8 protein-coding genes are annotated in these 7,124 nt (G+C 45.7%); 5 read left to right on the top strand and 3 right to left on the bottom strand.

Annotated features, from left to right (window positions below; all coding sequences use genetic code 11):
- Both rdgB and hemW read left to right on the top strand, forming a co-directional pair.
- Positions 1 to 485 (top strand): RdgB/HAM1 family non-canonical purine NTP pyrophosphatase (gene rdgB, locus CAG68_RS14625; protein WP_161441310.1); only part of this gene is annotated, 485 nt, incomplete at its 5' end.
- A gap of 18 nt (positions 486 to 503) precedes the next feature.
- Positions 504 to 1,682: a radical SAM family heme chaperone HemW gene (hemW, locus tag CAG68_RS14620; protein ID WP_017635577.1), complete on the top strand. Its 1,179-nt coding sequence runs from the start codon at positions 504 to 506 to the stop codon at positions 1,680 to 1,682.
- Positions 1,683 to 1,774: 92 nt separating this feature from the next.
- Here hemW and glsB read toward each other — a convergent pair whose 3' ends face one another.
- The 3 genes from glsB to trmB all read right to left on the bottom strand — a co-directional run bounded on the left by glsB (position 1,775) and on the right by trmB (position 4,559).
- Positions 1,775 to 2,695, bottom strand: coding sequence for a glutaminase B (glsB, locus tag CAG68_RS14615; RefSeq protein ID WP_005381007.1), 921 nt, complete (start codon positions 2,693 to 2,695; stop codon positions 1,775 to 1,777).
- Between the two features lie 98 nt (positions 2,696 to 2,793).
- Positions 2,794 to 3,822, bottom strand: a complete 1,029-nt coding sequence (locus tag CAG68_RS14610; protein WP_005381006.1) for a TRM11 family SAM-dependent methyltransferase — start codon at positions 3,820 to 3,822, stop codon at positions 2,794 to 2,796.
- A gap of 17 nt (positions 3,823 to 3,839) precedes the next feature.
- Complete coding sequence (gene trmB, locus CAG68_RS14605) at positions 3,840 to 4,559, bottom strand: tRNA (guanosine(46)-N7)-methyltransferase TrmB (RefSeq protein WP_005384506.1); 720 nt, start codon at positions 4,557 to 4,559, stop codon at positions 3,840 to 3,842.
- Between the two features lie 203 nt (positions 4,560 to 4,762).
- On the opposite strand from trmB, the gene mutY reads away from it, so the two are divergent.
- From mutY to CAG68_RS14590, 3 genes are all read left to right on the top strand, one after another.
- Positions 4,763 to 5,839 carry an A/G-specific adenine glycosylase gene (gene mutY / locus CAG68_RS14600; RefSeq protein ID WP_025768825.1) on the top strand — a complete coding sequence of 359 codons (1,077 nt, stop codon included), beginning with the start codon at positions 4,763 to 4,765 and terminating at the stop codon, positions 5,837 to 5,839.
- Between the two features lie 19 nt (positions 5,840 to 5,858).
- Complete coding sequence (locus CAG68_RS14595) at positions 5,859 to 6,131, top strand: oxidative damage protection protein (protein ID WP_005381002.1); 273 nt, start codon at positions 5,859 to 5,861, stop codon at positions 6,129 to 6,131.
- Positions 6,132 to 6,208: 77 nt separating this feature from the next.
- Positions 6,209 to 7,124 (top strand): murein transglycosylase domain-containing protein (locus CAG68_RS14590; protein WP_161441309.1); only part of this gene is annotated, 916 nt, incomplete at its 3' end.

Below are 7,124 nucleotides of genomic sequence, written 5' to 3'. Positions count from 1 at the left end.
CTGAAACGGGTACAACTTTCATTGAAAACGCAATCATTAAAGCTCGCCATGCCGCACAAGAAACAGGGCTTCCTGCGATTGCAGATGACTCTGGCTTAGAAGTCGATTTCTTAAAAGGCGCTCCGGGCATTTACTCTGCACGTTACGCAGGCGAGAGCGCATCTGATCAAGAGAATCTAGAAAAATTGCTAGCGGCAATGGAAGGCGTACCAGAAGCAGAGCGTACAGCACGTTTCCACTGTGTATTAGTCCTCATGCGTCACGAGAACGACCCAACGCCTATCGTCTGTCACGGTAAATGGGAAGGCCGAATTCTAACTGAAGCACACGGTGAAAATGGCTTTGGCTACGACCCAATCTTCTTTGTTCCTGAAGACAACTGTGCGTCAGCCGAACTTGAACCTGCACGTAAGAAACAACTGTCTCACCGCGGTAAAGCGCTCAAGTCGTTGTTTGCTCAACTGTCTGAGCAAGTGTCTCAGTAATCACGAGCGAATTAGACCATGTTAACGCCCCCAGCACTCAGCTTGTATGTACACATCCCGTGGTGTGTGCAAAAGTGCCCGTATTGCGACTTTAACTCTCACGCGCTCAAAACCGAGATTCCAGAAGAAGAGTACATCAGTGCCCTTTTAGAAGATTTGGATACCGACATTGAGAAATACCGACTTAACGAAGCGCCACGTCCACTGCATTCAATCTTCATTGGTGGTGGTACGCCGAGTTTGATTTCGGCAGAAGGCATCGAGCGTCTACTTAAGGGCATTGAAGCGCGTATCCCGTTCAAGCCTGAAATCGAAATAACCATGGAAGCGAATCCAGGCACCATCGAAGCAGAGCGTTTTGTTGGCTACCGCAAAGCTGGTGTAACGCGTATCTCTATCGGCGTACAAAGCTTTGAGCAGCAGAAGCTTGAGCGTTTGGGGCGCATTCACGGCCAAGACGAAGCCGTCAATGCTGCTAAGCTGGCGCACCAAATCGGTTTGAACAGCTTTAACCTCGATCTCATGCACGGCTTACCTGATCAAAGCATCGAACAAGCCTTGGCAGATTTGGACAAAGCGATTGAGTTGGCACCGCCGCACTTGTCTTGGTATCAGTTGACCATCGAACCAAACACCATGTTTTACTACAAGCCACCAACGCTACCTGACGATGATGACTTGTGGGATATTTTCGAGCTCGGACACCAAAAACTTGCAGCCGCGGGTTATGTGCAATATGAAATCTCCGGTTACAGCAAGCCGGGCTATCAGTGTCAGCACAACCTCAACTACTGGCGCTTTGGTGATTACCTTGGTATCGGTTGTGGCTCTCATGGCAAACTCAGTTTTACCGACGGACGTATTATTCGAACGACAAAGGTAAAACACCCGCGAGGCTATTTAGCGGCTTATCAAAATATGGTCAAACCTTATCTGCATACAGAACATGTCGTCGCGGATGAAGATCGTCCATTCGAGTTCTTTATGAACCGATTCCGCTTAATCGAAGCCTGTCCGAAGCAAGATTACGTGGACACCACGGGCTTACCGCTTAGTACGATTCAAGAAACCATCAGCTGGGCGATAGAAATGGGCTACCTGAGTGAAACGCCTACCCACTGGCAAATTACTGAAAAAGGGAAGCTCTTCCTTAATGATTTGCTCGAAGCCTTTATGGCCGAAGAAAGCGAAGAGTAACGCAACCCCAAAACAAAAAAAGCCTCTCAATTGAGAGGCTTTTTATTTAGAAACTGTGTGCCGTCCTAAATAAGGTTGACACATTTCCAACATTAGAAAATTGAACGGCCAATTCGCTCTGAGAGCAGCTCAAGCGCCTTAGTACCAGCAAGCGAGTTACCTGAAGGATCAAGCTCTGGAGACCATACTGAAATGGTCATTTCACCAGGTACTACCGCGATAATGCCACCACCAACACCAGACTTACCAGGCATTCCAACGCGATAAGCAAACTCGCCCGCGCCATCATACAAGCCACACGTTGCTAACAGTGCATTAAGTTGTTTGGTTTGCACAGGAGAAACTACAGGCTTACCCGTTTGTACCGATGTGCCCTTGTTTGCTAAATAGCTAAACGTTTTAGCCAAATCGACGCAACTCATCTTCAGCGCACAAGCGTGGAAGTAGTTTTGTAGTACTGGAATCACTTCATTTTCGAAGTTGCCAAACGAACGCATGAGATATGCAATCGCCGCATTACGATCACCATGCATCATTTCGGATGCCGCAACGACTTTGTCATACACAATATGGGTATCACCAGAAAGCTGACGCACAAACTCCAACAGGCGCTGACGAGGCGCAGATAAGCGAGTTTGTAACAAATCCGCCACTACTATCGCTCCAGCATTTATAAATGGATTACGAGGAATACCTTGCTCCATTTCTAGCTGGATTAGCGAATTAAATGCCTGCCCCGAAGGCTCTTTTCCCACTCGAGACCAAATTTCTTCTTGCTTGTACAAGCACATCGCTAACGTCAAGCTCAATGCTTTTGAAATAGATTGGATAGAGAAAGGTTCATCGGCATCACCCGCCTTAATAACCTCACCTTCGTTGGTGTATACCGCAATACCTAACTTGTTGCTGGGTACTTTTGCCAGAGCAGGAATATAATCAGCCACTTTACCTTGGCCGATTAAAGGGCGTACTTCCGCCAAAATATCTGTCAAAATTTCCACTGTCGGTTTCATTCTCTACCTTCTATTTACAAGAGAACTCGTTGAGCTCAGAGGTAAAAAAAGCCAACGTGTCGTTGGCTTTTCCATAGGGTTCGTTCGACTCAAGTCGATTATGGTTTTACTGCCACAATAATATTGCGGTTGATAGATTGATCAACACGGTGAAGATAACCGATGTAAGGCTCTTCTGAAAGTACCTTCCAACCTTGCTCTTCAAATAATGCCGCGACATCTTTCCATTTCAATGTGAATTCATTGAAAGACAACACCACTGAACCTTGCTTTTTCAATACCACTTTCCATGCAGGCAGAGCCTCGTTTAAAAGCTCTAGTGGACTGCGGTTCAGTTTGCTGTCCTTAGCATTTTTGCTGCCGTGTTGCACGCCATAAGGCAGATCAGACACCATCACATCAACTGAGTTCTTTTTCACGACTTGATCAGCGATACGAGTATCAGCCGAATACAGCTTCATAAACTGAAGATTGCCTTGGTTGTAATCTTCTTTATTTGCTGCAGCTTCAACCACGAAACCATCCGCCACTTTCTTGCCACCCGCAGTGCGCTTTTCTTTGCTCACTTTGTGCTTAAAGCGGCCATTCTTCATGAATTTAACAATAAAGGTCTGGATCTCTTGCACCCACTTGGCGTTGATCTCAACCCCTACCACGTTCAAACCGTGAATCAAGCCTTCAAATAAGGTTGTACCTTTACCACACATTGGATCCATTAAGGTCAGTTGTTCACTTCCCGTATTGGACGCACTAATGCCGATATTCACCATCAAACGGGTAAACTGTTCGTTTGTTTTCCCGGTGTAGCGCAAAATCTGGCTCATACTTTCCGGGAAAGTGTTAAATACGGGCGCTTGAACTGGTCGAAGTAAACCATCTTCGCGCACTTCAAATAGCGCATAGTAAATCGAAGAGGCTGCGATTCTTCGCGCCTGCTCATCGGTTAGCGCTTCCTGACAAGAAAACACCAACGCAGCAGGTAAGCCAACGTCTTTACTACCAATTTCTGTCACATCCACGCCTTGTGAAGCTAAAATTGCTTTTAGCTCAGAACAGGCAATGGTCATTGCGCTATCAAAGTAAATTCGGTTATGACCCGGATTCGCTAATATCGCGTAATGGTACATCCCATGAACTCCTCTGGTTACGCAATACGCTTATATTTGATATCCCAAACACCGTGACCAAGACGGTGACCACGAGCTTCAAACTTCGTTAGCGGGCGATCGTCTGGACGAGGAACGAAATCACCATCTTTAGCAATGTTTTCGAAACCTGGCGCTTGGTTCATCACTTCAATCATGTGCTCTGCGTAGTTTTCCCAGTCGGTCGCCATGTGGAAAATACCTTCATTAGGGATAAGCTTCTCACGCACCATTTCCGCAAAACCTAATTGAACAATACGACGCTTGTGGTGACGCTTCTTATGCCAAGGGTCTGGGAAGAACAATTGCAGTGTCGATAAGCTGCCATTTGGGATCATGTGTTCGAATACTTCTACCGCATCGTGACACATTACACGCAGGTTAGTAATTCCCGCTTCGCGAGCATCGGCAAGACAAGCACCAACGCCTGGGCTATGAACTTCGATACCGATGAAGTTTTTCTCTGGCGCGTTCTTTGCCATTTCAACCAATGAAGCACCCATACCAAAACCGATCTCAAGCACTACTGGGTTATCGTTGCCAAACACCTCTTTCCAATCGAGAAGTTCAGCTTTGAAGTCAATACCCATCGTAGGCCAGCATTCATTCATCGCGCTCTCTTGACCTTTAGTCAAACGCCCTTCACGGCGTACAAAGCTGCGGATTTTGCGGATCAGCTTTCCGTCTTCGTTGTATTCGTTAGTGGTTACTTCACTCATTGATTTTGCCTGCACATTGATTAATCAAAGCGGGGATTATCCAAAGAATTTACTTAGGTGCAAGTATTTGTTGAGCTCTTGGTCTATGGCAACCCAAAAGCAACGACACACCTCTTTATATCCCTACTGTTTATCCGTTGTACTTCTTGCCCATTATGTGGTGCAATTTTGCACCTAACCAATAATAGAATACAGAGCAAGTCGTGACACCTTTCGCCAGTGCCATCCTAGAATGGTATGACGCATATGGAAGAAAAGATCTTCCGTGGCAACAAAATAAGACCGCATACAGTGTCTGGTTGTCTGAAATTATGCTTCAGCAAACTCAGGTCACTACGGTTATTCCGTATTACCAACGTTTTTTGGAGCGCTTTCCAACCGTGATCGATCTTGCCAATGCTGAGCAAGATGAAGTCCTACACCTTTGGACTGGCTTAGGGTATTACGCCCGAGCCCGTAACCTTCACAAAGCAGCACAAGAGGTCGCCTCTACATACAATGGTGAGTTTCCTCTTGATATAGAGAAAATGAACGCCCTACCGGGGATTGGTCGCTCTACTGCTGCCGCCATTTTATCGTCTGTGTATAAACAACCACACGCGATTCTTGATGGTAACGTGAAGCGCACCCTATCCCGCTGTTTCGCAGTCGAAGGATGGCCAGGACAAAAAAAGGTTGAAAACCAGCTGTGGGAAATTGCCGAAACGCATACCCCACAAACGGATGTAGATAAGTATAACCAGGCAATGATGGACATGGGCGCAATGGTCTGCACTCGCAGCAAACCCAAATGTAGCCTCTGCCCTGTTGCTGATCTGTGTGTGGCAAAGCAACAAGGTAATGTGCTCGACTACCCGGGCAAAAAACCGAAGAAAGATAAGCCAATCAAGCAAACTCGTTTCGTGATGCTTCACCACAACACCGAAAATGGTCATGAGGTGTGGTTGGAGCAAAGACCACAAACAGGCATTTGGGGTGGCTTATTCTGCTTCCCACAAACCGAACATGTGGATGCAGAAAGCGACATTGAATTGCTACTGGATCAACGCGGCATTCAAGCCAGCAATATCAAACAGAAGCAAACACTGATTACCTTTCGTCATACATTCAGCCATTACCACCTAGATATCACGCCAATTTTGTTTGATTTATCAAAGCAACCGGACGTGATAATGGAAGGCAACAAAGGTCTTTGGTATAACTTATCTAAACCTGAAGAAGTCGGTTTAGCCGCGCCAGTAAAACTATTGCTGGAAACGCTACCCCACGAACTTCGTTAATTGAATACAAGGAGTCATTATGAGCCGCACTGTATTTTGTGCTCGACTAAAGAAAGAAGGCGAAGGTCTAGACTTTCAACTTTACCCTGGTGAACTAGGTAAACGCATTTTCGACAACATCTCGAAAGAAGCGTGGGCTCAGTGGCAACACAAACAAACCATGTTGATCAACGAGAAGAAACTCAACATGATGGATCCAGAACACCGCAAACTGATCGAAACAGAAATGGTAAATTTCCTCTTTGAAGGAAAAGACGTTCATATCGAAGGTTACACACCTCCGAGCGAATAAAGTCGCTTGAGTTAAACAATGACATCACAACCATTTGTGGTGTCATTTTTCTATTACCTTCAATAACTCTGATACTTATGAAAAAAATTGTCTTTATTGCTGCCGCACTTTTAATGGCAGGCTGTAGCCGTGAATTCGTCGAAAAGATTTATGACGTCAACTACGAGCCAACAAACCGTTTTGCCAATAACTTAGCTGAGCTACCAGGACAATTTGAAAAAGATACTGCGGCGCTAGATGCCTTAATCAATAGCTTTTCAGGCAATATTCAAAAGCGCTGGGGTAAAAAAGAAATCAAGTACGCTGGCAAGAGTAATTACGTTAAGTACATCGATAACTACCTTAGCCGCGCCGAGGTCGACTTTCGCAAAGGCGTGATCACGATAGAGACCGTATCACCGACCGAGCCCCAAAAACACCTAAAAGACGCGATTGTCACCACCTTATTAACACCAGACGATCCCGCGCACGTCGACTTATTCTCCTCTAAAGGTATCACGTTAGAGGGGCAACCATTCCTGTATAAACAAGTTGTCGACCAAGACAATAAGCCAATTCAATGGTCTTGGCGGGCAAACCGATTTGCGGAATACCTCATCGCAAATAAAATAAAAACCAAAAATGTAGATTTCAAGAAAGCGTATTACGTCGAAATTCCCATGGTTGAAGACCACTTTTCAACTCGCAGCTACCAATACGCCGATATCGTGCGTCGAGCTTCCAAGAAATACGACATTCCAGAAGACTTGATATACGCCATTATTAAAACCGAGAGCAGCTTCAACCCATACGCGGTAAGTTGGGCAAATGCGTATGGCCTAATGCAAGTTGTACCTAAAACAGCGGGACGAGATGTGTTCAAACTCGTGAAAAAGCGCTCGGGCCAACCAAGCCCTGAATATTTGTTTAATCCAGAAAACAACATAGATACCGGTACTGCGTATTTCTATATCTTAAAAAATCGTTATTTAAGAGAAGTCCGCCACCCTACCT

Origin of the sequence: Vibrio sp. V42_P2S4T144 (genome assembly GCF_009904715.1) — a bacterium.
GTDB lineage: Bacteria > Pseudomonadota > Gammaproteobacteria > Enterobacterales > Vibrionaceae > Vibrio > Vibrio alginolyticus.
Note: the sequence above shows the minus strand (reverse complement) of the source record. Positions and strands in the feature narration are given on the sequence as shown.